The organism is Pelagicoccus albus (assembly GCF_014230145.1).
Classification (GTDB): Bacteria; Verrucomicrobiota; Verrucomicrobiia; order Opitutales; family Opitutaceae; genus Pelagicoccus; species Pelagicoccus albus.
This window is the reverse complement of record NZ_JACHVC010000006.1, coordinates 90451-116432: the sequence shown is the minus strand read 5'-3', so window position 1 is coordinate 116432 and position 25982 is coordinate 90451. Positions and strand designations below refer to the sequence as shown.

The 25982-nt window shown below is 50.9% G+C and carries 23 protein-coding genes and 1 tRNA gene; 11 read left to right on the top strand and 13 right to left on the bottom strand.

Translation table 11 applies throughout. The features are described from left to right. Window positions 1-92 precede the first annotated feature (92 nt). On the top strand, window positions 93-1595 hold the full coding sequence (nhaC, locus tag H5P27_RS03980; RefSeq protein WP_185659083.1) for a Na+/H+ antiporter NhaC: 1503 nt from the start codon (window positions 93-95) through the stop codon (window positions 1593-1595). A 53-nt stretch (window positions 1596-1648) separates the two neighbouring features. On the opposite strand, the gene proB is transcribed toward nhaC, so the two are convergent. Next, on the bottom strand, window positions 1649-2761 hold the full coding sequence (gene proB / locus H5P27_RS03975) for a glutamate 5-kinase (RefSeq protein WP_185659082.1): 1113 nt from the start codon (window positions 2759-2761) through the stop codon (window positions 1649-1651). Window positions 2762-3147: 386 nt separating this feature from the next. On the opposite strand from proB, the gene H5P27_RS03970 reads away from it, so the two are divergent. Beyond that, window positions 3148-4317: a DUF418 domain-containing protein gene (locus H5P27_RS03970; RefSeq protein ID WP_185659081.1), complete on the top strand. Its 1170-nt coding sequence runs from the start codon at window positions 3148-3150 to the stop codon at window positions 4315-4317. Window positions 4318-4380: 63 nt separating this feature from the next. Here the strand turns inward: H5P27_RS03970 and H5P27_RS03965 are convergent, their stop codons facing one another. From H5P27_RS03965 to H5P27_RS03935, 7 genes are all read right to left on the bottom strand, one after another. Next, on the bottom strand, window positions 4381-5256 hold the full coding sequence (locus H5P27_RS03965; protein WP_185659080.1) for a carbohydrate kinase family protein: 876 nt from the start codon (window positions 5254-5256) through the stop codon (window positions 4381-4383). Then, a complete protein-coding gene (locus H5P27_RS03960) occupies window positions 5253-7316 on the bottom strand; it encodes an HAD-IIB family hydrolase (protein ID WP_185659079.1) in 2064 nt (687 codons plus the stop codon). Before H5P27_RS03960 ends, H5P27_RS03965 begins: the two co-directional genes overlap by 4 nt. 19 nt (window positions 7317-7335) lie before the next feature. Beyond that, complete coding sequence (locus H5P27_RS03955) at window positions 7336-8694, bottom strand: glycosyltransferase (protein WP_185659078.1); 1359 nt, start codon at window positions 8692-8694, stop codon at window positions 7336-7338. A 322-nt stretch (window positions 8695-9016) separates the two neighbouring features. Then, window positions 9017-9190: a DUF1328 family protein gene (locus H5P27_RS03950; RefSeq protein ID WP_185659077.1), complete on the bottom strand. Its 174-nt coding sequence runs from the start codon at window positions 9188-9190 to the stop codon at window positions 9017-9019. Window positions 9191-9411: 221 nt separating this feature from the next. After that, the gene (locus H5P27_RS03945) at window positions 9412-11172 is read right to left on the bottom strand and encodes a sensor histidine kinase (protein WP_185659076.1); all 1761 of its coding nucleotides are present in this window, start codon (window positions 11170-11172) and stop codon (window positions 9412-9414) included. Between the two features lie 32 nt (window positions 11173-11204). After that, a complete protein-coding gene (locus H5P27_RS03940) occupies window positions 11205-12569 on the bottom strand; it encodes a sigma-54-dependent transcriptional regulator (RefSeq protein ID WP_185659075.1) in 1365 nt (454 codons plus the stop codon). 50 nt (window positions 12570-12619) lie between these two features. Next, window positions 12620-13168 (bottom strand): ferritin-like domain-containing protein, encoded by a 549-nt coding sequence (locus H5P27_RS03935; RefSeq protein ID WP_185659074.1) that lies wholly within the window; start codon window positions 13166-13168, stop codon window positions 12620-12622. 228 nt (window positions 13169-13396) lie between these two features. Here H5P27_RS03935 and H5P27_RS03930 point away from each other — a divergent pair, with 228 nt between their 5' ends. The 3 genes from H5P27_RS03930 to proC all read left to right on the top strand — a co-directional run bounded on the left by H5P27_RS03930 (window position 13397) and on the right by proC (window position 17161). Further along, entirely contained in the window at window positions 13397-14686 is a 1290-nt protein-coding gene (locus H5P27_RS03930) for a glycosyltransferase (protein ID WP_185659073.1), read from the top strand. Between the two features lie 106 nt (window positions 14687-14792). Beyond that, window positions 14793-16151 carry a sensor histidine kinase gene (locus H5P27_RS03925; RefSeq protein ID WP_185659072.1) on the top strand — a complete coding sequence of 453 codons (1359 nt, stop codon included), beginning with the start codon at window positions 14793-14795 and terminating at the stop codon, window positions 16149-16151. A 203-nt stretch (window positions 16152-16354) separates the two neighbouring features. After that, a complete protein-coding gene (gene proC, locus H5P27_RS03920; protein WP_185659071.1) occupies window positions 16355-17161 on the top strand; it encodes a pyrroline-5-carboxylate reductase in 807 nt (268 codons plus the stop codon). 131 nt (window positions 17162-17292) lie between these two features. Here proC and H5P27_RS03915 read toward each other — a convergent pair. Beyond that, window positions 17293-17367 (bottom strand) — tRNA-Met (locus tag H5P27_RS03915). 390 nt (window positions 17368-17757) lie between these two features. On the opposite strand from H5P27_RS03915, the gene H5P27_RS03910 reads away from it, so the two are divergent. Then, window positions 17758-18405, top strand: a complete 648-nt coding sequence (locus tag H5P27_RS03910) for a response regulator (protein ID WP_185659070.1) — start codon at window positions 17758-17760, stop codon at window positions 18403-18405. Window positions 18406-18436: 31 nt separating this feature from the next. Here H5P27_RS03910 and H5P27_RS03905 read toward each other — a convergent pair whose 3' ends face one another. After that, the gene (locus H5P27_RS03905) at window positions 18437-19168 is read right to left on the bottom strand and encodes a sirohydrochlorin chelatase (RefSeq protein WP_185659069.1); all 732 of its coding nucleotides are present in this window, start codon (window positions 19166-19168) and stop codon (window positions 18437-18439) included. Between the two features lie 215 nt (window positions 19169-19383). Here H5P27_RS03905 and H5P27_RS03900 point away from each other — a divergent pair, with 215 nt between their 5' ends. After that, entirely contained in the window at window positions 19384-19971 is a 588-nt protein-coding gene (locus tag H5P27_RS03900; protein ID WP_185659068.1) for an OmpA family protein, read from the top strand. Window positions 19972-20270: 299 nt separating this feature from the next. Then, window positions 20271-20768 carry a hypothetical protein gene (locus H5P27_RS03895; RefSeq protein ID WP_185659067.1) on the top strand — a complete coding sequence of 166 codons (498 nt, stop codon included), beginning with the start codon at window positions 20271-20273 and terminating at the stop codon, window positions 20766-20768. Between the two features lie 86 nt (window positions 20769-20854). Here H5P27_RS03895 and xerD read toward each other — a convergent pair whose 3' ends face one another. Both xerD and infA read right to left on the bottom strand, forming a co-directional pair. After that, window positions 20855-21769, bottom strand: coding sequence for a site-specific tyrosine recombinase XerD (gene xerD, locus H5P27_RS03890; RefSeq protein ID WP_221774599.1), 915 nt, complete (start codon window positions 21767-21769; stop codon window positions 20855-20857). Window positions 21770-21813: 44 nt separating this feature from the next. Beyond that, a complete protein-coding gene (gene infA / locus H5P27_RS03885; RefSeq protein WP_185659066.1) occupies window positions 21814-22086 on the bottom strand; it encodes a translation initiation factor IF-1 in 273 nt (90 codons plus the stop codon). Window positions 22087-22204: 118 nt separating this feature from the next. On the opposite strand from infA, the gene tadA reads away from it, so the two are divergent. Both tadA and H5P27_RS03875 read left to right on the top strand, forming a co-directional pair. Beyond that, window positions 22205-22738 carry a tRNA adenosine(34) deaminase TadA gene (tadA, locus tag H5P27_RS03880; RefSeq protein ID WP_185659065.1) on the top strand — a complete coding sequence of 178 codons (534 nt, stop codon included), beginning with the start codon at window positions 22205-22207 and terminating at the stop codon, window positions 22736-22738. Between the two features lie 72 nt (window positions 22739-22810). Then, window positions 22811-23416, top strand: a complete 606-nt coding sequence (locus H5P27_RS03875) for a superoxide dismutase (RefSeq protein WP_221774598.1) — start codon at window positions 22811-22813, stop codon at window positions 23414-23416. A gap of 84 nt (window positions 23417-23500) precedes the next feature. Here the strand turns inward: H5P27_RS03875 and H5P27_RS03870 are convergent, their stop codons facing one another. Beyond that, complete coding sequence (locus tag H5P27_RS03870; RefSeq protein WP_185659064.1) at window positions 23501-24703, bottom strand: PD40 domain-containing protein; 1203 nt, start codon at window positions 24701-24703, stop codon at window positions 23501-23503. A 134-nt stretch (window positions 24704-24837) separates the two neighbouring features. Here H5P27_RS03870 and H5P27_RS03865 point away from each other — a divergent pair, with 134 nt between their 5' ends. After that, complete coding sequence (locus H5P27_RS03865; RefSeq protein ID WP_185659063.1) at window positions 24838-25878, top strand: P-loop NTPase; 1041 nt, start codon at window positions 24838-24840, stop codon at window positions 25876-25878. Window positions 25879-25982 lie beyond the last annotated feature (104 nt).

Here is a 25982-nt window from a genome sequence, read left to right as displayed (position 1 = left end):
TACGCTGGACCTTTTACGGCAGCTCGCTTCGAGCTGTCTCAGAAAGGAAAACAAATAATCCAGAATGTATTCTCATCGAGAATACACATATCATGTCTTCAAAAAACAGATCCATTCAGCCCAGTCTATTACAGGCAATAACACCCGTCGTTCTGACTCTTTTAGTCATCGGACTTCAGATATTCTACTTCGGCGTGTTTGAACCGCATATTCCGCTCGTGATCGGAATCGCCATAACGAGCTTGCTCGGTGTTCGACTTGGCATGAAATGGGATGAGATAGAAAGCGGGCTCTTCAGAGTTATCCAGATTGCCCTTCCCTCTGTTTCAGTGCTCATCGCAGTAGGAATGATAATCGGTGTCTGGATCGCTAGCGGTACTGTGCCCAGCATTATCTACTTCGGGCTTAAGCTTCTGTCGCCAGAGTATTTCTTAGTAGCGAGCATGCTTATCTGCTCATTCGTTTCCGTTTCATTGGGTACGTCGTGGGGCACGGTAGCCACCGTCGGCCTCGCTTTGATGGGGATCGGAGCGGGGTTTGAAATCCCCGTCTATTGGACAGCTGGAGCCGTGGTATCGGGTTCATTTTTCGGCGACAAGGTTTCGCCTCTATCGGATACGACCAATCTCGCTCCCGCGGTAACTGGCACCAATGTATTCTCCCACATCAAGAACATGGTACCGACAACGATTCCTGCCATGCTCATCGCTCTCACAATCTACTTCATAGCTGGCTTCAAGTTGATGGGAGATGAGGAAGTGTCCTTCGGGAAAATTGAAGCGATCACGACCGCTTTAGATTCAAGCTTTTCAATCTCTGTTTGGCTGCTCTTGCCAGCTCTGCTCGTAATGGTCTTGGCTCTGAAAAAATTTCCTCCCATCCCTTCCCTGTTCGCGGGCGTCGTGCTGGGCTCGATACTAGCCATGGTGGCTCAGGGCGAGTCCCTCCAGGACATATTCCAGTATGCGAACAATGGCTACTCGATCGAAACGGGAATCTCCGAAATCGACGGACTTCTGAACCGTGGCGGTATCCAGTCCATGATGTGGACAATCTCCCTCATCTTGATCGCACTCGGATTTGGCGGCGTCCTAGAACGAACCGGTTGTCTTCGGACCATAATTGGAGCGATCCAAAGCAAGGTAGAATCGTTTGGAGGAATCCAAGCAGCAGCCATCGGAACTTCATTCGCCACTAATCTGGTAGCAGGCGACCCCTACCTATCCATCGCCCTTCCAGGCAGAATGTTCGCACCCGTCTACCGCGGACTCCGCTATTCGACCTTGAACCTCTCTCGAGCCGTGGAAGAAGGAGGTACCCTGATGTCACCCTTAATCCCTTGGAACGCCGGAGGCGCTTTTGTAATCTCGGCGCTCGGCTTAGAAATCGGCAAAGGGAATATGGAGAACCTCCTCTATATCCCCCTTGCATTCGCATGTTGGATCGCTCCGTGTATCGGGATCCTCTATGCGGCTACTGGACGCTTCTCGCCCAAGGCTACCAAAGCCGAGATGACTCGCTGGAAAAAAGAGGACGAAGAGATCGCAGATGGCTATCCCGCCATCAAGGAATCGGAAATCAAGGCAACAAGCTAAGAGCTCCCAGAACACTCACCCAAAAAAAGGCGCCTCCTGCTGAGGCGCCTTTTTTAGATCAATTCGGTTGGCGCGGTCAAAAACGCCAAATCGTTCTTATGAACGATGTCTGGGCGAGTGTTGTAGCCGAGAACTGAAAAGATATCGGGGCTCCTTCGCTCCAAAAGGGCTTGGGCCTCGAAGTGGTTGAAAGCCACGATTCCCCTAGCGACTTCCTGATCACCGGAATTGATGCTGACCACATCGCCACGTCCGAACTGACCGGATACACTCTGCAGGTCCTCAGAGAAAAGGCTTCGGCCGAGCTTAAGAGAGTCCAACGAAGTTTCCTTAATTTCTAGGAATCCCCGTACATCCAAGCTGGTAGCAATCCAAAGGTGCCTTGCGCTCTCAGGCGTGATGTTCGACTCGATCACAGTATGCTCCCGCTCTCCATCCAAAGCATCGACGACAGGATTGATGCAATCCCCGCTGGTGATGTGTGTGCGGCAACCGGAAGCCTGAGCGATTTCACCAGCCTGCAGTTTGGTGACCATGCCACCTGTTCCCACACCTGAAGACCCTCCAGCCATAGCATAGATGCTCTCATCCAAGGTCTCGATCACAGGGATGATCTTCTTATTTTCGTCGAGCATTCCTCCTACGTTCGTTAGAATGACGAGGTCGTCAGCCTCCACCATGTGACATACCTTGGCGGCCAAACGGTCGTTGTCCCCCACCCTCAGATGCTTGGTAGCCAGAGTGTCGTTTTCATTAACGATTGGCACGATCCCTTGGCCAATGAGCTCTTCGAAGGTATCTTCTGCGTTTACAAAACGCTTCCTGTCCTCGAAGTCGTGTCGAGTGATCAAGATCTGAGCGGTACGAAAATCGTGCTCGTTGGCAAAATTCTGATAAGCCGCCATCAAAACCGGTTGGCCAAGGGCTGCAGCCGCCTGTTTCTGGGGCAAAGTTAGATTCGCATCAGGAGGCACTTTACCGAATCGACGCCCGAGCGCGACCGAGCCGGAGGAAACTAAAACCACGTTGAACCCACGGGACTTCATTGTCACCACGTCGTTCATGAGATGGTAGAGAAAATCCATCCTTAGCTTACCCGTCTCATCGTTAACCAAGAGACTGGAACCAATTTTAACTACGACAGTGCGCTTCTTGCTAGTGTCCATAACAGCCTCCTGACCTACTCGCCGCTGGATACAGGGAAGAGAATGCTCTGAAGAGAGCGTTTTTCAGTAATAAGAGGAAATGGATTTCGGTGAACGAACTTGTACAAAACAATCAGTTTATAGTTTTCGATTAAAAGATCCCGCGGCCCTAAAAAGAGAAGCGGGCGTCAATTGCTATCCAGCAACGCTGAATTTGGACCAATTGTCAAAGTATCGCTCAGGACCAAAGGGCGGAGCCGAACGAAAATACCCCCAAATGAGGCTCTAAAAGGAGTCGTATCCCAAACCTCTTCAGTAGAGACTCCCCTACGCCAAGCCAGTGAAAGCGTAAAAATCAATTCCCCTAAATTTGTCCCCGAGTTTCCTGTCTCCTCTCCGCAAATACAATGAACTCCACCCCTCCCCAAGCTCCCAACCGTCTACCCATACTAGATGGACTTAGAGGCTACGCCCTCCTGTCAATCATGCTGCTCCACAACATCGAGCACTTTGATATGTACTACTTTCCGAGCGAACTTCCCGCTTGGCTAGCCACTCTGAACAAAACGATATGGGATAGCCTCTTTTTCTTTTTTGGCGGCAAATCATACGCCATCTTTGCCCTCCTTTTCGGAGTAACATTTCATATCCAGTTTTCCAATCAACGAAGGAAGGGAGCGGGGTTTAGAGTCCGGTTTGCCTGGAGAATGCTGTTGTTACTGGGATTCGGACTTGTAAACACCGCATTCTATCAAGGCGACATCCTATCATTCTACGCCCTCGTAGGCATTCTCATCATCCCATTCGCAAACCTAAGCGACCGAACAGTTCTGGCGATTAGCCTTTTTCTCTTTCTCCAGCCCTTAGCTCTCTACGGAACTGTGATTGGTATTCTGCATCCAAATACACAACTTCAGAACCCCGCGTCGTGGGAATACTTCGGAAACATGGGCAGTTACATCGAAAACGGCAACCTTCTGGAAACGATGAAAGGCAACCTGTTGAATGGGAAGCTGGCAGTAACCCTGTGGAGCTGGGAAAATGGCCGCTTCTTTCACATGCTGGCTCTCTTCCTTTTCGGGATGCTAGCCAGTAGACGGCAACTGTTTAACTGGAAACAGAATGGACAGCGTTTCTGGCTAGCCTCCCTAACAATCGCCTGCTGCGGAACCGTGATACTTCTCCTTATCAATTCAAAACTGGCTACATGGATTGAAGCAGAGCCCATAAAGCGTCCCCTTTCAGTCGCAATTAGTTCATGGGGGAACCTGTTCTTCATGGCCACCATCGTATCCACGATCACCCTACTTTACCGAACGGACTTTTTCCGGAAGCTGATGAAGCTGCTTGAACCGATGGGGAAAATGAGCCTCAGCAACTATATTTTCCAATCTATCCTGGGCACGACTTTGTACTACGATTTTGGTTTAGGTCTCTATGACAAGACAGGAGCAACGACAAGTCTGCTAATTGGCCTAAGTCTGGGAATCATGCTCGCTCTTTTTTCCCGATGGTGGATGAAGCGACATCGCCACGGTCCGCTGGAGGGAGTATGGCACAAGCTGACCTGGCTCTAAGCGTAAAAAAAGCGGACCCCCTCCCATTTTAGGCGGGATCCGCACGATGAATTTAGAGCAGAACTAGGCGAAAAGTTCGGCTGGGTTGTAATCGGGCTGAGCACCGTCCTTGGTGGCAACGAAGGCGCTCAGTTTGAGGGCACGATTCAATGAATCCTCTAGAGCCAAGTCCTCAAGCAAACCTAAACCGAGAGCAGCGGTAAACGAATCCCCCGCCCCTATCGTGTCCGCAACTTCGACCTTTTCAGTCGGGCGACTGATGAATTCTCCATCACGCCAAACTGCGGCTCCTTCAGCCCCTCGCGTTACGCAAATCAGTCCGCAACCAGTAGCCTCATGCAAAGCCTCGATGCCTGGAAGGAGCTCACCACTGACGCCACTAAGCGTTCCGAGCTCTTCGTCATTGACCTTTATGACGTCCGCCCGCTTAGCCAGTTCCAGAGCCAATGCCTTATCGTCGTAGGGCGACCGCAAGTTGACATCGCAAATCTTGACCGCCTCGGTTTTCGCAAGCAGCTCATTAAGCAAATCGCGATTCGAAGCCGAACGAGCTGACAAACTGCCGAAGACGAAGGCATCCGCTTCTTCGGCGATCTGAAAATCCTCTGGATCCAAGGAAATCTCGTCCCACGCAACTGGGCGTAGAATGTCGTAGCTCGCATCACCGCTTCCGCTCAATTTCGCCACCGCAGCTCCTGTTTGGAGCCGTGGGTGACGTTTGAGCAAGCGAGCATCGATACCCGCTGCTTGGACGCGTTTCACTGTTTCGTCTCCCAGAAAATCGCGCCCAACCGAGCTGGCGACAAAGCTCTCAGCACCCAAGCGAGCGGCATGGTAGGCGAGGTTCAATGGGGCTCCTCCTAGAAAGATCCCCCTTGGCAAACAATCCCAAAGCACCTCTCCGAAAGCGACCAAACGTTTTGGCTTGGACTCGCTCATACGACCTTCAGCTGGTGACAGGCTTTGATGAACTCCGAACAGGACCAGGCCTGATACATTTTGCCCATAGGCCGCCCCGTTTCTCCGTGAGTCCATTCATTGAATTCCCAAGAGTCGGAAATTCCGCTTTCGTTGACCTTGGCCAGCTTTAGGAGCTCAGCAACTGCTAGATCGCGAAAACCGAGCTTGTGAATAAACTGTACCCACATAGCCCCTACAAACGGCCATATACCACCATTGTGGTAGTGATTCGGGAGGTTGAGGAGATTGACTGTGTAATAGGATTTCCAATCCGGATCTCCGGCCTGTACCACCGGGTAAAGATTTCGCACTGGGAACGGATCGTTAACGCCTACTCCCCACATGAACCTGAAGGCTTTTTGAGCCTGGTCCGTGCCGAGTATATCAAATAGGAAAGCTAATACATTACCATAAACATCGCAACGCCAATCGAAGGAAAACGGAGTCGTCTGAGCCAACAAATACTGGGTATCGCCCATTGTCATCTGCTGATCCGCGAAGGTATATTCGCTTTGCTTACTCACGTTTGTAGTTGGCCAAAACTTACGTAGGACGGTCCGTTTTATATGGCTAGCCCATCGAAGGTAGTCACCGGCCATCTCCCACTTGCCCAACATCTCCATCAAGCGTCCGTAGCAAATATTAGCACGGTACCAAAGCACCTCGTCGTACAAAGGATTGTAGCTGCGGCCAAAAAGGTCGGTCCAGTCCCCCGCTTCCGGTACTTCAATCAAACCGTCGTTGTTAGAATCCTGCGCGCTAAGCCAGTCCATCGAACGCTGGAGACCCTCCACATTTTTGCGCAGAAAGTCCAAATCACCAGTGGCTCGCACGTATTCGAAAATGGCGATAATCAGCCAGATCCCGCTGTCGATAGAACAAATTCCACCCACCCCAGAATAGTCGGGCACCTCCGTATCGATCGAAACATTACTCGGCACCTGGCCAGTGAGAGAAATGTGATCAAGCAATGTCTGCAGGGTTGCTCGTTGGCATTGCCGGATGTCTTCATCATCCAGTTTGAGCGAACCGATCACCGTGATCGAACCGTCGCGGCCCCATACGCTCCGGTAGTTCTCGTCGGTTCCCTCGGTCACGTTGTCGTCAAGAGAACAGGCCGAAAAGCCCATCGGCGTGATGTTTTTGCGAAGGCCTTCGACTGCCTTTTTGTAGGCTAGCCGCAGATACTCTAAGTCGCGATCACTGATGTCTGAAACTTGTTCCTCGCTAATTAACCTCAAGGTGTCCCTGTGCATCGACGGGTCCCGCGGCAGATCCAAGTTGTCGTGAATCGGTTCCTGTACGCAATCGATAGCGCCGAAGTGCATCAAACCTTCCAATACACCATCGGCACACACTCCATCAGCCCGATACACGTCTCGGCCAACTGTGCGCTCGTGTAATTCTGGCTGAGCGTTGCCGACCACGATTCCGCGGATCTCCTTCTTAAGAAACATGGCGCTATCGTTACCGGTGTCGCCGGCTACCACTACTTCCTTAGGGAAGATCTTAAGTCTCTTGATAAGCCAAGTAAGGGCGTTCCCTTTATTGGCATACTTCGGCACCACGTCTAGATCCCGGTTGGAGGAATAGATGATGTTAACATCCAAACCTGCCAAATCGAGGGCTGCGTCGACCTCGCGAAGTTGTTCCTCGGTGGCATCCCGTAGAAACCAACTGCTCTTGTAGGGACCTTGGAAATGCTTGGGCTGAATACTGACACCACTAAATTTAGCCACCACTTCAGCAGCTTTTTCCCGGTCCCAGCCTTCCTCTAGAATTTCGGTGAAGTCTTTGACCTTTTCCTTCTTCCGGTAGTCATAAATCAAAGTACCTACCCCGCAGATCAGGTAGTCCGGAGCCATGAGGTCCTTGCGCTCGATGAGGTCAAGCATGTCGTCCAGAAGACGACCTGTGTTATAGCAGAGGAGCGGTCGATGGTCTTCGGGGCAAGCTTTCCATGAAGCGTTAAATCGCTCCAATGCGTCAGGCTTGCCGATGAGTGTTCCGTCGATATCGGTCGAAAATAATTTAACCATTCTTTTTCTGACGAACGTTTTAAGCGACAGGCATAAGCTTCTCTGGCTTTCCAGATCCGCTTTCGACTCCTTCGACCACTGCGATCAGTTGCTGGGCAATTCCCGACCAAGTAAAGAGGCTCCGGGCTTTGTTTGATCCGTTCTCCGAAAGGCGACGGCTGATCTGCGGGAATTCCAGAACCTTGCACATCGTGATACCGAAGTCTTGGGCATCAAACGAGTCGGCGTAGAGAGCGTCCTTTCCGTATTCTAAGGTTCGATACAATCCACCATTCGTTGTAACGATAGTCGGAGCGCCGCTCGCCATAGCTTCTACAGCTGTCATTCCAAAGGGCTCATAGCGGCTTGGGAGACAAAAGAGGTCGCTAGCCCGGTAGAAATCAGGCATAAGTTCATCATCAAGCGATTGCGTAAGGGTAACTCGATCCTGCAGCCCAAGGCGGTGTATCTGGTCGACGATATCAGCAAGCATCGGATCTTCAGCTTGCTCCTCCGATTCGGAACCAAGCGGCATAAAGAGCCGGACGTCGTCAAAGCGCTTGGCTACTACAGCGAATGCGTCGATCAATAGATCAAATCCCTTGTTACGACTCAGGCGGCCAATACTGGTAATGACGCGTCCTTCGAAACCGAATTTTTCCCGCAACGAATCGCGAGACGCTTCGCTAACCGGATAAAAACGTGTGTCGTCGTAACCCGGTGGGATCATGGCTACCTTCTCTTCCGGAAGACCATAGTCGTCGAAGAACATATCCATCTGTATTGGAGAAGTCGCTACAACCATCGAGCATGAGTCGTAGACCTTTTGCTCATGCTTAATGCGGTCCGTGAAATTGTAGACCTCGTCGAAGCTTTCCCTGTCGTCTGGAAAGTCAGTCTCCATTTTGCGGCGCTTCCATGTACCCAGGGAGTGCGGGGTGTGAACGTGCGGGCAGCCTAGGCTCTTAGACAAAGCCTCTCCTGCAATTCCCGCGTCCCAATAGTGCGAGTTAACGAACTCGTATTGTAGCCCTTCTGAACGGATTTTCGCGAGGGCATTGCGACACCATTCTGGAATGTCCTTGTAGAGGAATTCTTTGGCGATAAACTCATCTCCTCCACAAGGGACACGCAGCAAACGAACCCCCTCGTCCACCACCTCCTCGGCAGGCTGGCCCTCAAATTGACGTGTCCAAACATCGACCTGGTAGCCCAGCTGGGCTAGTTTGCGGGACAACTCGATAACGAAAACCACCTGTCCTCCCGTGTCTGGCATTCCGAGGGGCGGCTCAGCGGCCACGTACCCATGGGTTGAAACCATCGCGATGCGCTTCTCGGCATCGGCGGCCTGTGGCTCGATTTCAAATTTCTCGACGAACGATTCTGGCGTTATTTCCATTTTTCTTTCTTTCTATGGCCGCTCCTCCTTGCGCATCGGTCAAAGTTCACTGCCCAAACTGCATTCTGCAATTTGACTCGCCGGAACGCCGGCGAAACACGCGATCTTGAAGCGGTTACCCCTAAATCGCTAATTCCATGCCAAGGCTGAAAATTCGTTGATCCGCCGCGGAACTGTCACCCGAGTCCAGTGTCGCGCCAGACTTGTCTTGAAGCTGGGTGGGCACAGCTAAAGAGCAGCCTCCGCACAAAGGGTGCTGGAGACACGTCGAGGTCCGCTCCCCAAATTCTATTGGGAATCCGCTTGTCCGTTTACATGTGGACTAAATCCTGTCGTCGGAACCGCCTCGGCCAAGAATTTGGTATACGAGCCAGACAGTAACAAAAAAGAAGAACAGGATCTGCGCGATCGACGCTGCAACGCCCGAAAGGCCACCAAAGCCTAGAATGGCAGCAAGGATGGCTAGCGCTAAAAAGATTATGGATAGGTTCAACATTTGCGGAGTGTTCGGATAAATCCAAATAGGAAGGCCGTTGCAGACAGCCTTACGTGGTTAGTAGCCGCAAATGCGATGCCAATAGATCAAAGACATCTCTCAAAGGAGAATAAGAGTACTGAAGACGATTAATCACTCCACCTTCTTGCAGACTGCAAGATCTCCAATGCCTTTTGCACTAATTAGGCTAGAGGTACTGTACTCGTCAGGAATGGCTCAGACTACGCTACCTCGCATGGCTTCAACTCGATGAAAAAGTCACATCCTTTCGGATTAAGCGGAATGCAGCCCACTCCTCCATCGTGAGCCAAGGCAATGTCCTTCACAATCGAAAGACCAAGCCCGACACCATCCATCTTGCGGTGCCTCCTCGAGCGGTAGAATTTTTCGAAGACACTTTGCGACTCCTCAACACTTAGCCCTGGACCTTCATCGCAAACGCCAAAACGAATCAGTTCGTCCGCTTTCTTGGCATAGACTTCGATGCGCGAACCGACCGGGCTATATTTAATGGCATTAGAGAGATAATTCGAGAGCCCCACCTCGATGGCTTTGAGATCGACCTGTACCTTGGGCAGCTCCTCCTCAACATGCGAAACAAGTTGGATGTCCTTGTTTTGAGCCGACATCGAATAGGCATCCACCACCGCGGAAACAATCCGTAGAGGACTCTCTTCTACCGACTCCAAGCGAGGTGACTGACCCTCCAAACGAGCGATTTCGAGGAAGTGATCCAATAATCTCCGTAGTCTGGCGAGGTCATCCGCAGCAGTTTGCAACATGTCTTCCTGATCCTCAGTTAGCTCGCCCAAACTTTTTTCCAAAACCATATGAAGCGCCATGGTCGCACTCGTAACCGGGGTACGAATCTCGTGGCTTACAGTGGCTACCATGTCGCTCTTCAACTCGTCCGAGAGGCGAAGCTGGGTTATGTCCTGCAAAACGAGGCCACACTCGATTTCATCCACGAATTCACTGTCTACTCGCACGAAAATAGGCAGAAAGTGGCGCAATTCATTTTTCTGCTTAACTGATACAGTTTCCTGAAAATCCGTCTCAACGATCTCTTCGCCAGTGTCGAAGATCTTTTCAATACGCTCACTCAGTTGCGGCAAAAGAGAGGTCTCCCAGCTGACCATGCCCAGCAATTCAGTCGCAGCCGGATTTCTGTAGGCCAAGTCTCTTGCAGAGTTTAGAAACACCACCGGGTTGGGCAAATTGTTGAAGCACTCTTCCATCCGCCGCTGTGTGCGAGCCACTTGCTTGTCGCTAAGGCGCTGGTACTCCTTGATACGCGCAGCCATATCGACAAAAGCATTTTCTAAACGAGCAGTTTCGTCTTGGCTACTTGGCTTGTAGTCGGAAATGTCCCATTGCCCATTTCCGATACGAACCGCGAATTCAGTCAGGGCATCTATCGGAGAAAGGATACGCTGGCTTAGGCGGTAGGCGACGATTCCCATCAAGATCACACTTACCACAATAGCGGTTACGACTATGTAGAAGTGCACCCTATTGTCCTGGCGAAGCACCTCGTTAGTGGACTTGATTATGAGGTTGTTCGCCGAAATGCTACTGTATCCAGCATCGTCTATCTGCTCGACGAGTGGGTAAAGGTGTTCCAGCTCCACCTTGTTCGAATTTTGAAAAATCGCGTTCGCGAGAGTCACGAGGTTACGAACAGTTGGGGTCATAGCATCGTCTGGCCTTGTTTCAAACCAACGTACGAAAACTGGCATGCTCCTTTCGTAAGCCACTTCAGCCAACTCGTCCTCGCCTTCCGACTTAAGCACTACCGCACGTTCCAACTGGGACGCGGCAAGCAGGAGGCGTTCAACCTGAGAAATGGAGCCATAACGTTCGACCTGAAGCCGATCCAGCTCTCGGCTTAAGTTTGCGTGATTATAGACTGAATACAAACAGACCAAAATCAACAAGCCTGCCACCGGGAACATCCCGATATAAAGTTTTGAGCGAAGCATGTTTCAGAGAGAGAGAAATCAGTTAGTGGCCATCAACTGGCAAGTAGTCCAAGCTTCTTTCGCTTGCGGTACAAGGTGGCAGAATCGATTCCCAAGGTCCTGGCGGCCTGCTCCAGACTGTCGCTCCGATCGAGAATCCTTTTGATGTGCTCATCCTCCAACTCTTGAAGCGTGACATCACTACCGACTCCCAATCCGGATCCAAAGCCAAATGGAGTCCCCTCACCTCCTCCTGCTCGAATCTCGATCGGCAAATCAGAAAGCGTAACCGTGTTTCCATTACACAGAATTAAACAACGCTCGACCACGTTGTTGAGTTCGCGAAGATTACCAGGCCAATTGTAAGCCAACATCGCTTCCATGGCGTTCGCTTCCACAGTGGCCGTTTCCCTACCCATTTTGCGGGCATAAAACGAAACATAGTCAGAAACGAGGTTTTCCAAATCTCTCTTCCGCTCGCACAAGCCGGGAAGCTGAAGGGAAATCACGTTGAGACGGTAATACAAATCCTCTCGAAAGTTTCCTTCCCGCACCTCCTCTTGGAGATCCTTATTGGTAGCGGCGAGTATTCGTACATCCGCGGATCGCGTCTTGGTTTCTCCGATACGTTCATACAGTCGCTCCTGCAACAACCGAAGCAACTTAGCCTGCACTTCGAAGGGCAAATCTCCGATTTCGTCCAAAAATAAAGTTCCGCCCTCAGCCGCATCGACCTTACCCCAAGTGTCTTTGACAGCTCCAGTAAAGCTGCCCTTCAGGTGACCAAAGAGCTCACTTTCCAGGAGCTCTTTCGATAAACTCGGGCAATGAACGACCACAAACGGATTTCCAGCACGGGCACTCATCTCGTGTATCCGCCTAGAAAGTACCGTTTTGCCAGTACCACTTGGCCCAAGTAGCAACATATTGGCATCAGATTGAGCCGCTTTCTCCGCAACGTCGTATACTTGCTGCATTTGAGAATCTAAGGACTCAAAGCGAATTCCAGGGCTTTTCTCCGCCAATCTCGACTCCAGCTCCGTGACCTTATTTGTAAGCGTACGACTCGTTTCGAGTTTCTTAAGTGCCTGCCGAATCTGTTCGGGGACGAACGGTTTCGCGACGTAGTCGAAGACACCTTTACGCGTAGCTTCGATAGCGGTTTCGATAGAAGAGTAAGCGGTGAACATGATCACCGGCATATCGTGTCCCTCTTCTCTCATCTTCTCGTAAACTTCGAGACCGTCCTCCTCGCCCAAACGCAAATCGAGGAACACCGCATCGAAACGATCTTCCCCCAACTTGCGTAGCGCTTGACTGCCACTGAATGCTGAAACCGACTGGTGCCCCATCGTCTTGAGACTTAAGGCTGTGGTTTTCTGAATGTTGCTCTCGTCGTCAACGATAAGGATTTTCATAAAAATAATGTATAAGGCTAGGACTTCTAAAAACGATGTGGTTGATACCTTCAGAGGCCAACGGGTTCCGGACGGCGAGCGAGCGAGTCATTTCCTAAAAAGTGCATCATCTCGCTAGCTAGAATTTCGCGCTCCATAAGTACGCGTTTGAGCAAGGTCTCTGTGCCATAATCTTTGAGCTCGCAGGCCTCAGAGACTGCTTCGCCGATGTAAGAAATCAGTGCTTGCTCATTCTCGAGATCGCTCTTGAGCATATCCCTAACTGGGTAAATCCCTTCGCTCTCGGCTTCGAGCAGGCTCTTGTCAGATTGGGATTGCATCGATGAAGTGGGCACCGCTCCGAGGGTCGTCATTCGCTCGGCAATCGCGTCGACGTGCTCTTCTGTTTTGCGGAACGACTCCTCAAAAAATGTGTAGAGGGCTCCTTTGTCAGGCCCCGCGACCACCCAGTGGTGCTTCATATATTGATGATACTGGGTCGAAAAACTCGACAGCAAGGCATCCAAACGACCTGACACTTGTTTGGCAGTGAAACTAGGGAGCCCGATCGCGTTGCGTTCCATTTCGTCGATTTCCTGTAGTTGCGTTCTTTGGATCATGCCTGAACTAGTTGCGGGAAGCGTGCCAACCTAAAAATGAAGCAAGACAGCTCGCCCCTAACTCCTTGTTTATCAGCCGCCTAAAAAATCAACAAACAAACAGTATGATCGGACCAAATATTAATTCATGCACTTTGCAATACACCAAACAAGGCCGATCGCGACACGGAAACGTTACTTTCCGGAAATCGACAAACCACCGTTTGTTTCTCTATCAAGCCGTCGTAAATGACCATCGTCATCACGACTCACGGCTCCACTGGAGACATATTCCCCTTGATCCGGCTAGCGATCGCCCTGCAGAACTCCGGTCACACGGTACGATTTGCGACGAGCAAACCTTTCCGCCCCGACGTAGAGGCAGCAGGTGTGCCGTTTTGCCAAATTCCGCCCGAGTGGGAAAAGTCAGAGCTCCAATATTGGATGGGACGCCTGCAGAAATTGAAATCCCCCGTGTCCCAACTTAAAGAAATGTACCGTGCTGCGACTCCGCACCTAGAAGCGATCATTGACGCGATGGAGCAAGTCATCGACGGGGCGGATTGCCTGGTGTCCTCTTATCTATTTCCCATAAACAAGGCCATCGCGGAAAAGCACAATATTCCGTTCGTTTCCTACGCGTTCGCTCACAATACAGTTCCATCTAGGTTCTACCCTCCTCACGAATTCCCCCGTCTTCGCGGCCTGCCTGATTGGCTGCAACTGAGATGGAATCGCTTTTGTTGGAAACTCGGAAACGTAGTGGTCGACACCGCGATCAACACCACGATTTCACGAGCCTTTAAACGCAAGGGGCTGCCGGGGGTAAAAGACTTTTTTTCAAAATCCGCAGAGCTGGTTCTCGTCGCCGTTTCCCCCGGCTTGATGAGGCCCCGCATCAAGCTCCATCCGAGATTCCAATTCACGGGATACTGTCGCTGGCAGTATCCAAAAAGCGAGGAAGCGGAGGCCGAAATACTAGCGTTCCGAGGCGAGCAGGAAGTCCCGATCATCACCTTTGGAAGTATGGTTTACGACGAGCCAGAAAAGATCATGGAGCGTTTGATCCAAGCTTGGCCTAGCGACAAAAAGCTGATCATCCAGCCTGGCTGGTCGGGGTTCAAGGTACCCGCTAAAGCGGTCAACATACTGGAGGTCGGCCCCATGTCCCACGACCAGCTTCTAAGCCATGCATCAGTCGTGATCCACCACGGCGGCGCGGGAACCACCGCCTCCGTGCTCCATGCCGGCAAGCCTCACATCGTGGTGCCGCATATCGGAGATCAGGATTTCTTCAGCGCCGAGGTAAAGAGGCTCGGCTGCGGAATCAAGGCGCGCAAGAAAACGTGGCCAGAAAAGCTCTACTCAAAAGTCTGCCAAATCGAAAAAGAGCCTTCCTATCAGAAATCCGCACTAGAGGCTCAAAAAATTCTGCTCGGCGAAAACGGCCCCCTCGAAGCCGTCCATCAAATAGAGGCATTTCTCGAACACCGTAGCCATCTCATCGGAGATTTTCTAAATCCTGACGAAGAATTCTAGGAATGGATAGCTCCCGATAAAACGGCCGTGACAATTTTTCCTAAAAACACGGAGTCTATGCTCAAGAGTTGTTGAGAAAACAAGCAGGAGGAGTAGTTTCTTCTTCATGCCCTCTGATGATCGCCAGTCGACTGACTGGATACAGAACGTATTACCCACAGCTGAATCCAAGCCTGTTTGTCTGAATTGGCCCATTTGGATGGCCGCCATATTCTTCGGAGCGACAATATCGGGCTATTATGTGTACCCGGAGGACCTTTCATTTCTGTCCGTCAGCCTCCTGGCCGCCGTTCCCACAACTCTAATTTTAGCGGGAGCACTCGGCCTCAACAGAAAATTCACTCGGCGAAACAAGAAGCTCGAGATCTATCAACAACGACTGCTGCTCGCCGTGAGAGCTGGAAATGTAGGAATCTGGGATTGGCCCGATGTGAAAAAAGAGGACGTTTGGTGGGGTGAAACAATGTACCGTCTCCTTGGATACGAAAAAGGTGAGATCAAACCGACCCTCGAATTCTACATGAGCCGCGTGCATGAGGGACACAGAGAACCGCTAAAATCCCACATCCAAAAGATTCTAGAGGGAGCAAAGCCGACTCCCTTCGAGTATTTGGTGAAAACCAAAGGTGGCGCATACCGGTGGTTTAGGACGAAGGGTGTTGTTACCTCAAACCTAGATAATGGAGTAAGCCGCTACACAGGCATCCTTCAAGACATACACCGAAAACGAGAAGCCGAGGAGCAGCTGGTCCTAGCGAATAAGAAGCTCAAAGCGAAGACAGAGGAGATCGAGCAGATGGTGTATCTGGTTAGTCATGACCTGAGATCCCCCCTGGCAACCATCCTCACAATAGCCCAGGATGCCTTACGGATGGAAGCAGACCCCAACACTCCTTCCGAGGAAAAGCAGGAGTTACTTACCTTACTTCTAAAATCGGGGCATCGCATGAACGACTTCATCAACGACATGTTGAGCCTCGAATCAGTCGACGAACAATGCAAAAAGGTAGATTTGGTGGATACAAAAACGGTACTTGAGGAGCTAAAGGAATCCCTCAAAGCCCAGACTGAATCAACTGACAGTTCATGGGTAGTGGATGGAGAGCCGCACAAACTAAAAATAAACAAGCATATGCTAACGCAGCTCATGCAAAACCTCCTATCCAACGCCATGAAATATGGCTGTCCCCACCCTTCCAACCGGATCGAAATCGGATTTTTGAAGAATAAGGAACGGCTTCAAATAACAGTGAGGGACTTTGGAAACGGCATTCCTCGGGACAAATGCTTGGAGATATTCGAGCCATTCAAGCGATTCAGCGATTCTGGGGGCGGTTCAGGCCTGGGACTCACCATAGTTAAAAAAACAGCCGAAGCCTACGACGGAAAAGTTTGGGTATCACCGGCTGAAGGAGGTGGATCACGTTTTGTAGTCGAGTTCCCAGGTAGCCTAGAAGTCGCCTAAAGCATCTCACCGATCAAGAACACACGCCGCTGTATTTGCCCGCCACCTACAAGAGGATTCCAAAAACTGAGGCGACACATTCCCCTTGCGTTCGCGAACGAGGTCGCGCCCACTTAGCGCCGACTCGGATGGTTGAACGCACGAATCGACCCAGCCGATCCTTCGAAACTCAGAATTAAGACCAGAGAGACTCATCGAACCATATGAAAGTAGGATTTATAGGAGCGGGCAACATGGGACGCGCCATTGCTAACGGCCTTAAAAAAAGCGGGGTCTGCAAATCAGAAGAATTGTTCTGCATCAGCGCCTCTGGCTCAGGTGCCGCAAGGATGGCAGCAGCAACCGGCGCGACTGTAAGCGAGTCGAAAAAGGAACTCATCGAGCAAAGCGACGTGATCATCCTCGCATTCAAGCCTCAACACCTGGAAAGCATTTCCGAAGAGGAAGCGAATGCCGCTAAGGGCAAAATCGTCATATCTGTTCTGGCGGGTCGGACCTTAGACTCCATGAAATCCGTATTTGGCGACGGTCCTTCAAATCTTGTTCGCGTGATGCCGAACACGCCTTCACAGATTGGAAAAGGTGTATCCACTTTCTGTTTTCTGAAAGAGCCTTCCGACGACGAAACTTCAACCACAGAAACCGTCCTAGGCTCTCTTGGCACCGCTTACGCGGTCGAGGAAAGCCAGTTGCACATTGCTACCGTGATTAACGGATGCGGACCTGCCTTTTATTTCCGCATCGTCCAGTTGATCGCTGAAATTGCGGACGAACATGGTCTCAATAAAGATTTGGCTGCAAAACTCGCCTGTGAGACCGGTATCGGCTCTTTGGAATTGCTCAATCAAAGCGAATCGGACCCTCAGGAGTTAATTGACGAAGTGGTTTCTCCAAACGGAGTGACCCATGCCCTCCTAACCAGTTTGAACACAAATGGAATGCCCGCACTCATGAGGACGGCAACCAAGGATGCGGTCGATCGCTCTATCGAGCTTTCTAGAAAAGCTTAGACCTCCCCAAGCCCCTGGCCTCCCAAACTCCACTTTGAGGAGGCTCTGATTCGCAAGGAAAACGAAAGCCTGGCGAACAACCGGCACAAAAAAAGCCGACCCTGCATAAGGGTCGGCAAAAGTGAGAGAGATGGTGTCAAGGGGCGGACTTGAACCGCCGACCAAGAGCTTATGAGTCTCCTGCTCTACCACTGAGCTACCCTGACATCTCTCGTAAAAGAGACCGAGAAACTGTTTCCGATCAGTTCTAAGTCAAGTCTCTAGTGAAAGCTTTTCCGGGAAAACGATTTCCGAAAGGGCCTTCCGCAATTTGGCAATATAAGCTAGTTTATCCGTGTATTCCCTGATACCGGCAAATCGGCGATACGCGATAGACGAGGTTCATGAATATCCAAAATGGATCGAATTCCCTGAATTCGAGTAGAACTCTTACAATTGAGGGTAAAATCTAAGCCAAATCTTAAATAGTCACTTCAAAGGTTTGTGAATACTTACCCTGAGACTTGATATAAGGACTTATCCTTATAAGTTTGAGAACGATAAGCAATCCAACCAAACACCCCCCCCCCATTTCTCGAACAGAAACAGACTTAATCATGAAGACAATTTACATAGTAGACGACCTTACCGCTATACGACAAATGTTAGCAGATGTTCTCGAACGCCACAACTACGAGATCGTCGGGGACAACGGCAATGGACAGGACGCGCTGAAAGAGATTCAAGACCTCAAGCCAGACATCGTAATCGTAGACGCTCGCCTACCCGGCCTAAACGGACTCGAAATTGTTAGACGCCTGAATCGCCAATTGCCCAACACTCGATTCCTAGTGTTCTCGGCATACCAAAATCCGACCATCGTCAAAGACATGCTAGAGGCCGGGGCCCATGGTTTCGTTGAGAAGACAGCGAACCTAAGAGAATTTATCAGCGGTCTAGGCATCGTAGCAGAAGGAGGCACCTTCTTCGGACCCAACGTAGCAGAGCTGATCCGCAGTGTGGTAGCCAACCCTGGCAATGTTCAACGATCCAAAGATACGCTTACAGAACGCGAACGCGAGGTCCTGCAAATGATAGCGGAAGGCCATAGTACCAAAGAGATCGCTGGCAAACTTGGTCTCAGCATAAAGACCATAGACAATCATCGCACCAACATGATGCGAAAACTAGACTTGCACAACGTAGCAAGCATCACTCGCTACGCCATGCAAAACGGTTTGATCGATTTGGAGCCAGCCATCTAGACCGTAGGAAACTAGCTTTAGAGTCTAAATCTCAGCCTCGCTCGAGCGATTGCTCATAGCGAATCGCTAACAAATCCACTAGCGCTGGATTACGTCCCACTAGTGGAGCGAAGTCCACCCTTCCACCTTCCTTCACATACTGGGAAGCCTCTACGATATCTTGAATATCTCCACCCGGACCAGCATGGCGTCCAGGGGAGAAAAACATTTGGCTAAGCACCACTCGCTTCCAGTTGCGAGATTTTGCCATTTCCAATGCTCCTTCGAGCAAAGGCTCGTTAAATGAGTAGAGTTCCCCTTCCCGCCTTTCCATCGAAGAGGCGATGATTTGCGATTCGCTCAATCCCAGAAGCCGCCGCAACTGGCCCGCCACGCGGTCCCGACATTCTGCGACTTCACGAACAGGACTACCATGGTCCACTAGTATAACTCCCTCTCCAAGCTTTCCTAGACTCGTATTCAAATCTCGGATAATCAAATCCCTTAACAATCTGGCCACCACATCGTCTTCGGGGTTTCCGTAAGGCACGAGGGTATCAGCTATAAAACAGTCAACGCCTTCGATGTCCATAGACACCTGCTCGGTCACTTTTGGCAAGTAGTCCACAATTGCCGAGCTTGGCCCGAAGAATAGTGGGATTACCCTGAAACGCCTTACGCCCTCTGCCATTTTCCTCAACAGAAACTGACGCCAAGTCGCTGCGGGCACACCTCCCAACTCGTCCGCAGGAATTTTACTCGAGTGCAATAAGGATACGGGCACGACCTCCCGTCCAATCCGAGAACATAGCCCCGCAGCAATCCGACGCAGACTTAAAACCGCGTCCCTCCTCAAAGAGCCGTTATCCAATAAAACAACACATTCCCCCTCTTTTTCTTCGTTGATAGCCATAAACCACGCAAACTCTTGACAGTAAATTCTTGCCGAACTTTCGCGAATACCGATAGTCCAATGATACGAAGACTAAGCCCTCCATCATGTTCAAGAAAATCGTCCTAATTGCCACCGCATCTTTGGTCGCGCTCGCATTCTCCGGGTGCTCGAAAAAGCCACGCCGCCCAAACCCACTCGACACCGTCATGGGCCAAGGTTACGGCTCCGGACCAGCGAATCAAGGGTCTCAAGATGACTTCAACCCAATCAGTTTGGAAGGTGACGGTGCGATGCTCGAATCTCGTTTCCAAGGATTCGACGGGATGAGCTCAGAGGACATACTCGCCAGTGCTGAACGCGGTGTATTGGAGACGGTATACTTCCAATTCGATTCCAGCAGTATTGCTCCCGCAGAGAGAGCAAAGCTCGACGCAGCCGCTCAATACCTATCCGCAAACCCCAGCGCATTTCTCGTACTCGAAGGTCATTGCGACTGGAGAGGCACTCAGGAGTACAACCTCGCTCTTGGTGAACGACGTGCCAAAAGCGCCCTCGACTACTTGGTCACCCTTGGGGTAAGCCAAAGCCGCCTGCAAACGCTGTCCCAAGGCGACCTGCAAGCCATCGAGGGAGCGAGCTCCGCCCAAATGACACAAGACCGAAAGGTAGAGATCCTTGTCATTCGGAACTAGCACGGGAAACACCTCAGAAAGATTTCGGCCTCGCTCGCAATGAGCGAGGCTTTTTCATGCCCCACATTAGCCGCCTTAAGGACAACAACATCAAAAAGATGCGTTCAAAATTTGGCACGTCCATTGCTTTAATTCGGCGAATGAGGTCCACAGGAAAGCGAAGTCGAGATTACAATTAAGACCTAGCTATTGCTAACGGACCGAAATCTGATTTAACTCTTCCCATCCAAGCTTCGCAAAGACCCCCTAGGTTCTTAAGGAGCTACCCAACAAACCGGTACCAACTAGAAAACGAACTGATGAAAAAGACCAACATAGCTGCGGCGAAAAAAGCAGCTAAGAAAGCCGTCAAAAAAGCTGCTGTTAAGAAAACGGCCGCCGTAAAGAAAACGCCCGCCAAAAAGGCCGCCGTTAAGGCTCCAGTCAAAAAAGTGGCTGCCAAAAAGGTAGCAACCAAGAAAACCGCCGTCAAAAAGGTGGCTGCCAAAAAAGCAGTAGCCAAAAAGGCAGCACCCGCAAAGAAGAAGGCAGCTAAAGCTCTTCCGAAAACTACGATCGTCGCAAATGTTGACGTCGGATTCGGAAATGTCCTCTACCTTCGCGGAGCGGCCCCAGGTCTGTCTTGGTCGGAAGGCGTCCCCATGGACTGTACTTCTGACACCTCGTGGAGCATCGACATCGCAGGAGTCGTCTCTCCTTTCGAGTTCAAAGTACTCATCAACGATGAGTATTGGAGTGCCGGATACAACGATATCGCCGAACCAGGAACCGAGACAACTATCACTCCATCGTTTTAAGCAAAACAAAAAACCATTTTCCAAACGGCGATGCAAGGTAAGGCATCGCCGTTTTTATTATCGTATCTACAATACCACTACAGCAGTCACATGGAGTCTTTACTTCTCGGATGAAACTCGTCGTGGGCACTCCGAGTCCGTTCAGACTCAACCGAAGTGTAGATTTGTGTAGTCGCAATGTCAGCGTGTCCAAGAAGCTCCTGAATAACCCGCAAATCAGCCCCTCCAGTCAATAAATGGGTAGCGAAAGAATGTCTGAGAGTATGTGGCTTCACCGGCCTATCAATCCCCGCCTCTTTCGTATATTTCTTAACCAAATACCAAATCGTTTTACGCGATATCTCCGTTCCTCTCGAACTGAGAAACACAGAACTCCCCGTTTTGGACTTAACCAAACTTGGTCTTCCCCTTGCCAAGTAGCGGTCGATAGCCGCAATCGCTTTTCGGCCGATCGGGCAAACTCGCTCCTTAGAGCCTTTGCCAAAAACCTTAAGAGCTCCCAATTCCAAATCGACTTGCTGAAGCTTTAGATTGGCCAACTCGGATACCCGTAGCCCCGATGAATAAAAAAGCTCAAGCATCGCTCGATCACGCAAACCAACCGGCGATGTCTCCTCGGGAGCCAAGAGCAAACGCTCCACTTCTTGAATACTCAGAGCACTGGGTGCTTTTCTTCTCAAAGCCGGCCCTGAAACGATCTCCGTGAAAGATCTATTTATTAGACGTTCGGACAGCAAGTAGCGATCCAGAGCCCGCACCGAGCTCAGTTTCCTGCAAAGGCTAGCATTCGAATAATCCTGCTCGCTTAGAGAATAGATCCAATCCGAAGCATCGCTACCCGTAACTTGCTTCCAACTCCCCAACGATCTCTTCGCCCGCAGAAAATCCGTGAACTGCAACAAGTCGCTGCGGTAGCCCGCTAGCGTGTTTTCGGAAAGCCCCTTTTCAAGGTCTAGGTAAGAAAGGAAGCCATCGACCCCCTCCGAGAATAGATCTGCCACAACGAAAGGAGCATCCGTTGCCTTAGGCAGTATGCAAGCCGCAACTATCGGCGGCGGCGCGGTCCAAACGAACGAATGGGAGCGTTCCTATTTTGAGCGGCATTCCTCAAGCGATAAACGATTCTCGCTTTGTTGAGGTCGTAAGGGCTCATTTCCATTTTCACCAAATCCCCCGCAGTGATCTTGATAAAGTGCTTACGAAGCTTTCCTGAAATATGAGCAAGCACCTGGTGTCCATTTTCGAGCTCCACTCGGAACATGGTTCCGGGTAGCACTTGGACTATCTTGCCTTCTACTTGGATTGTTTCGTCAGCCATAAATCAATAAGGGCGCCTAGCGAATTGGACCTAGGCATAGAAAAGTGGAAGCGTCGTGTTTTTCATATCCTTGCCATTAGTCAAGGATATTCATAAGCCCCTAAGTCCAGCTAAGCCTATGCATCACAGTCCGAAAACTGCGCCCGAGTGCCCTTTCACCAAACGGTTTCCTTCCGCTCTGAATAAAGACGACAAGTACTTTATGGAATTGGCTTACAACCAAGCGATCGAAGCGTGGAAACAAAACGAGGTCCCGATCGGAGCCGTAGTGGAGTTTCAAGGAGAGATCGTCGGAGCAGCCCACAACCAAGTGGAATCCAACAACGATCCCACCGCCCACGCCGAAATGCTAGCCATCACTCAAGCAAGTTCGGCAATCAAAAATTGGCGCCTCAACGAGGCTACGCTCTACGTAACCAAAGAGCCCTGTCCGATGTGCTCTGGAGCCACCATGATGTCTCGGCTAAAACGCGTCGTATACGCGATTCCCGACCCGAAGATGGGGGGGCTGGGAGGGCTTTATGACGTGAACAGCTACCCATCCATAAACCATAGCCTGGAAGTAGAGATCGGCGTGCTAAAAGAAGAATGCCTCCAACTTATCCAAGCCTTCTTTCAACTTAAACGGGCTCATAACAAAGGTTCTATTTGACAAAGATTATTCTTTCTTTAAAACAAGAGGAAGATTTAACCCGCTATACAATAAGCAAAGACAAATAAGATTATGGCATACCAACTACCACCACTCGATTACGCCTACGACGCCCTCGAACCACACTTCGATGCGCGCACCATGGAGATCCACCATACCAAGCACCACCAAACCTACATCACAAAGGTTAATGCTGCGATCGAAGGAACCGACCTCGAGTCCAAGAGCGTAGAAGAACTTGTCGCCGATCTGGCTAGCGTGCCAGACAGCATCAAAGGCGCTGTTCGCAACAACGGTGGAGGACACGCCAACCACAGCTTCTTCTGGAAAGTCATCGGCCCAAATGGCGGAGGAGCACCCACAGGTAAGCTCGCGGAAGCTATCGAGTCTGAGCTCGGAGGCTTCGAAAAGCTGAAGGAAGCCTTTGCAGCAGCAGGAGCAAACCAGTTCGGAAGCGGATGGGCATGGCTCGTAGTAAAGGATGGCAAGCTCGCCGTTACTTCTACAGCAAACCAGGACAGCCCTTTGACTGACGGAGCGACCCCTGTCATCGGTTTGGACGTTTGGGAACATGCGTATTACCTAAACTACCAAAACCGCCGCCCTGACTATATCGCGGCTTTCTGGAATGTTGTTAACTGGGAGGCAGCAAACGCCAACTACGAAGCAGCACTCTAGAAGAGCGAATTACAGTTTCGAAAATAAAACGACCGAGCCGCACGGCTCGGTCGTTTTTTTGAAATCGATCAATTGGTCGCAAGCCTACTTAACATAGCTTGCCTGAGATACCTTGGTACGGCTTCCGGATACGACGTAACTTTTGCCAGAGAGCGTATCCATGATCTTGATAACACTACGATTCGCACGTCGGTAAGTGTAGAGCAAGTGTCGTCCATCTGGCAGCCACTGAGGCTCAATGGCATCCCCATTCTCAGACGTGATGAAACGACTTTGCCCCAGCTCGGAGTCGAAAATGGCGATTTGAGTTCCACTGCCCTGGGCAGCTGTAAAAGCGATCAAGTTGTCGAATTCCGGGTTCCAATCGGGCTCAGCACAGTCGCCACTGATGTCAGTTCTCAAACGACGATAACTCCCCCCATGGGCTGGCATGACATAGAGCTGAGGGCCACCACGCTCGTCTGAAGAAAACACGATGCGAGTACCGTCCGGAGACCAGGCAGGCGCCGCCTCCAACCCCCGGGACTTAGTCAAATTCTTCATTTGGCCACTTGCTGAACGTACCCAAACGTCAGCGTTCGAATTACCAGAAACAATCATTGCGATCTTCGATCCATCAGGACTGTAGCGGGCGCCCATATTCAGTCCCTTGAAGTCAGCGATGACCTCCCGACGCTTGTTGAGCAGATCCAAACGATAGATATCCGGAAATCCGGACTTGTAGCTCGTGTAGACAATCGAATTTCCATCTGGCGACCAACGTGGACGCACCGCGCTTACTCGGTCCTGCGTCAGCATCGCGATCTCCTGGAATAAAACATCAGAAACACAGACCTCAGTAGATCCGGTCTCTTCACTAATAAAAGCGATCTTTCCCGAGAAAAACCCATCGGTTCTCCTAGTCTTGTAAATCGCCCGGTCCACCGCCTGGTAAATTGCATTGATGGACGAACTTCCTTGAAGAGTTTCCGTGAAAAGCACCTTTTCAGGTACCCCAGAAGAGATCGCCAATCGTGCCGCACGAGGTCCAATCGGATCAACCGAAACCACAAAGTCAGCTTCTCCCGCGGTGGGAACCACCGAAAAGCCACCATGAATAGTGAAAGCAGTTTGAAGTAGTGCTGCGGTATTCGAATTACCGGAGCGAACCATGACTGGAGTTGAGGCAGGAATACTTCCCACTTGCACAGAGCCACCAGAAATCTGGGAATATGCGGTGCTGGCGAATAGAGTCGCCACCATAATTAACAGGGCAGTTTGGATAGATCTTGGATTAAGGAGATTCATGCGGCAACAAGCGCAGACTTGACAGAGGCGCGAATGTTTCAGGTTTCTGAGAAACCGCCTTTTATGGTACCGCTCGCGACAAGAGCAAGCGCGAGCCACCCTTCAAAGCACAAATTATAAAATCACGTACACGAGTGAGCATCGAAAAAATCAAGCAAGCCCTTACAACCGTTAAATATCCCGGCTTCAGCCGAGACATCGTTTCTTTCGGGATCGTCCGGTCGGTTAACTTTGAAAATGGCAAGGCAAGCGTCTCCATCGCCATCTCCTCCTCGGATGCGAGCATCCCCACCGCCATCAGGGACTCGGTCGAACAGGCACTAAAACCCATCGCCGAAATAAAGGACCTCGACGTATCTATCGTGCTGACAGGCAACAAAAAAGCTGAGGCTAGCACTGCAAACGATGGCATTCCCGGCGTTAAGTACATTGTTGCCGTCTCCAGCGGCAAGGGCGGCGTCGGCAAATCGACTTTCGCGGTAAACTTGGCCTGTGCCTTTTCTCAAATTCTGGAGAAAGAGGGCAAAAAGACCGGAATAATGGACTGCGACATCTACGGTCCCTCCGTTCCTCTCATGCTCGGGATATCCGGTCGACCATACGTAGAGGGAGACTCGCTCATCCCGATGGAAGGTCACAATCTCAGCGTAATGTCCATGGGCTTCCTGGTGGACGAAGATACTCCCGTAGTCTGGAGAGGGCCAATGGTGATGAAGACCATTCAGCAATTCTCCCAAAACGTAAAATGGGGCGAGCTAGAGCTCCTCGTCGTAGACCTTCCCCCGGGAACAGGCGACGCGCAGCTTTCACTCGTTCAAACCATTCCCTTGAGTGGAGCGGTTATTGTAACGACGCCTCAAGCCGTTTCCACAACAGTGGCCAAGCGAGGAGCGCGCATGCTCGAGAAGACTAATGTTAGAATTTTGGGGGTCGCCGAAAACATGAGCTACCTCGAAGGCCCTGATGGCAGTCGGCAAAACATCTTTGGAGAAGGCGGAGGGCAGAAAACCGCCGACGACCTCGGTACCGAACTCTTGGGACAAATCCCCCTCGACCAGTCGATTCGGGAAGGTGGAGATGCCGGCAAGCCAATCGTACTAAGCGATCCAGACTCTACCGCAGCCCAGTCCTTCCACGCCATTGCGCAGTCGCTACTGTCCAAAATTCGTATATAAGACTAACACTCAATCACCTGCGAGCTCCTTGAAAAGTGGTTCTTAGGCCCTCTCAACTGTAAAAAAAGGATTGGCCTTGGAGGAAATCCACCTAATGCTCCTAG